Raw genomic sequence first — 3,193 nt, forward strand, 5'->3', positions numbered from 1 at the left:
GTGCCCGATCTCCATGACGCGCCGGGCTGGCACGCTCAGGACGCGCTGCGGGCATCGGCGATCGTCGGCTACGGGATCCACTCGCTCATCGCGGCTCCGCTGAAGGCGCGGGGCGTCGTGCTCGGAGTGGTCAACTTCTGGCGGTCGCAGAAGCCGGAACCGTTCGACGAGGACGACCTGTCCCTGGCCGAGGAGCTCGTGGGCCGCGCCGCGGTCACCATGGACAACGCCCGCCGCTACACCCGCGAACACAATCTCGCCGTGACGCTCCAGCGCAGCCTGCTGCCACAGGATCTGCCCGAGCAGAGCGCGGTGGACGTCGCACACTTCTACCAGCCCGCCCAGTCCGGAGTGGGCGGGGACTGGTTCGACGTGATCCCGCTGTCGGGCAGCCGCGTCGGACTCGTCGTCGGAGACGTCGTCGGGCACGGCCTGCACGCCGCGGCCACCATGGGGCGGCTGCGCACGGCCGTGCACAACTTCTCCTCCATGGACCTGCCGCCCGACGAACTCCTCGCCCGTCTCGACAATCTTGTCCAGCGCATGGACCAGGAAGGCGACAGGGCCGCCCCGGACGGCGGCGTCCTGGGCGCGACCTGCCTCTACGCCGTCTACGACCCGGTCTCCCAGAACTGCGCCATGGCGCGGGCAGGGCACATGCCACCACTTGTGGTCGCCCCGGACGGCACGACGACGATCTCGGAACTTCCGGCCGGCCCCCCGCTGGGGCTGGGAGGCATGCCGTTCGAGACCATGGAACTGCACCTGGCGGAAGGCAGTCAGCTCGTCCTGTACACCGACGGACTGGTCGAGGAGCGGAACCGGGACATCTCGGAGGGCTTGGAAAAGCTGCGCACGGCGCTGAGCCACCCCGACCGAGACCCGCACGCCAGCCGCCGCGCCGTACTCGACGCCCTGCTCCCCAGCCGGCCCTCCGACGACATAGCGCTGCTCATCGCCCGGACACGGACTCTGGGCCCCGGCCGGGTCGCGGAGTGGGATGCGCCGTTCGACCCGAGCGAGGTCGGCGCCATGCGCGGCCTCGCGGCCGACCAACTCGAGGAGTGGGGACTCCAGGAACTCGCCTTCACCACGGAACTGGTCCTCAGCGAGCTCATCACCAACGCCATACGGTACGGCGCCCCACCGGTTCGCATTCGTCTGTTGCGCGATCGCACTCTTACCTGCGAGGTGTGGGACGGCAGCAGCACCGCCCCACACCTGCGGTACGCCGCCACCACGGACGAGGGAGGCCGCGGACTGTTCCTGGTGGCGCAGCTCAGCGAGCACTGGGGCACCCGGTACACACCGGAAGGCAAGGTCATCTGGGCCGAACAGGCCCTGCCCACGCCGGCCGTGCCCTCTCCTGGAGCACAGTTCTTCCGCTGACCGCCGTCGCACCAACCGGTTCCCAGCCCGGCGCCCTGCCCAGGGGGCCGCCCGGGGTTCGCACACATCGAGTGCGCCTCGAACGCCTGGCCCCCCAACGTCAGGCGCCGGCCCGGCGCCTGCCCCGCACGCGGCGCGGGTACGGGAAGAGTCGCGGAGAGCGTTTGGCGGCCACGTCCTCGACCCAGCCGAAGGTCAGCACCAGCAGTCCGGTCAGTGGGATCGCCACCATCAGCGGAAACCACTGGCTTCTCAGCAGCCACTGGAAGTGCTCGTAGAAGACGCCGACCGACCAGAGGGGGTCGATCAGCGGGATGGCGGCCACCAAGGCGACCTGGTGCCAGAGGTAGACGCTGACCGCGCGTGCGTTGAGCAGGCTGATCAGGCCGTTCCAGCGTTGCAGCGGTCGGGGCCACTGTTCCCAGGAGGGACTGAGGTGGAGCAGGAGCGCGACGAAGCCGAAGGACCACAGGGCCTGGGCGATCGGCCAGCCCTCGATGTCGGTGGGCACGGTCGGATCGACCGGCCGGGTCTGGAGGTACCACCAGCCGGCCACCATGATCAGCGGCGCGACGGACGGCACGACGTACTGCGGGATCTTCTTGAGCAGGCCCTCCTGGTGAGCCATGCCGAGGATCCAGCAGGAGCCGAACATGGCGAAGTCGCTGAGGTTCTCCCAGACCCGGCCGTAGAGGAACTCCTGGTCGATGAAGAACGCGTTCATCACGATCGTCACCGCGAGCGGCACGGACAGCGTCACCACCGGCATCCGCCGCAGCGCCCACAGCATCAACGGGGAGAGCAGGACGTACCAGAGGTACGCGCGGAGGTACCAGAGCGGGACGACGACCTGCACCGCCCAGCCCTGCCCCACGAGGTGGTCGAAACCGTTCAGCGATTCGGCGTACGGCGGAGTGCTCAGCGGCACGAGCCAGAAGAGCAGCTTGCCCCACCACCAGTTGGGATGCCCCTCGTCCTCGGGCCCCCAGCCGTCGACGATCTCCAGGGTGAGGACGACCGCGCCGAACAGCCACATCGGCGGCAGCAGCCGGCGCAGCCGCCCCCGGATGACGCCCGGGGCGGGACGGCTGAGCGAGCGTGCCATCAGCGACCCGGCCAGCGCGAACATCACGCCCATCGACGGGAAGACGACGGGCAGCCAGAACCATCCGAAGTTGTGGTAGATCACCACACGGACCAGCGCCAGCGCGCGCAGCAGGTCGAGGTAGCGGTCCCGGCCGCCCTTGCGCGGGGCCGGTCTCGACGGCTCAGGGTCCGGCGCCGGCTGGGACTCCCGTCGCAGAGCGGCGGGGATCCTCAGCCGGAGGGTCTCCTGGGTTCCCCCGAACTCGAAGGATGCGGTCATGCTCAGGCCTCCACCGGTGCGGCGACCTCGCCGGTGCGCCGGAGCTTCTGCCAGCGCAGTCGGCCACCGGTCAGCGCCGTGATCGTGGACTGCAACAGGACGATGTACATCAGCTGCCGGTAGACCAGTTGCTGGATCGGCAGGCTGATCAGATGCAGGGGCTTCTCGCCGTCGAGCCGGAAGGCGTACCAGGACAGCACGGCCTGGAGCAGGATGAAGCCGCCCCAGCTGGCGAGGGTGATCGGGGCATCCCCGAACAGCACGCCGTACAGCAGGAACATGTCGACCAGCGGCGCGAGCAGCGGGGCGACCACGCCGAACATCACGACGAGCGGCAGCCCGAGGCGGCCGAAGCGTCCGGCCGGGCCGCGGGAGGTCACGGCGCGGCGGTGCTTCCACATCGCCTGCATGCTGCCGTAGCTCCAGCGGTACCGCTGG

At 69.8% G+C, this 3,193-nt stretch carries 2 protein-coding genes and 1 pseudogene; 1 reads left to right on the top strand and 2 read right to left on the bottom strand.

What is annotated here, in order from left to right:
• On the top strand, window positions 1–1,389 hold a 1,389-nt coding region (locus AOK00_RS16560; RefSeq protein ID WP_159041776.1), incomplete at its 5' end, for a SpoIIE family protein phosphatase.
• 100 nt (window positions 1,390–1,489) lie between these two features.
• On the opposite strand, the gene AOK00_RS16565 is transcribed toward AOK00_RS16560, so the two are convergent.
• Entirely contained in the window at window positions 1,490–2,755 is a 1,266-nt protein-coding gene (locus tag AOK00_RS16565; protein ID WP_079042038.1) for an acyltransferase family protein, read from the bottom strand.
• A 2-nt stretch (window positions 2,756–2,757) separates the two neighbouring features.
• Window positions 2,758–3,193 (bottom strand): annotated as a pseudogene (locus tag AOK00_RS16570) (bi-functional transferase/deacetylase); the annotation flags it as partial.

The sequence above is a fragment of the Streptomyces aureus genome (assembly GCF_001418135.1).
GTDB lineage: Bacteria > Actinomycetota > Actinomycetes > Streptomycetales > Streptomycetaceae > Streptomyces > Streptomyces aureus_A.

Excerpts from the sequence above, each read along its gene's own strand:
- AOK00_RS16565 (WP_079042038.1), bottom strand. The coding sequence starts at position 2,755 with ATGACCGCATCCTTCGAGTTCGGGGGAACCCAGGAGACCCTCCGGCTG.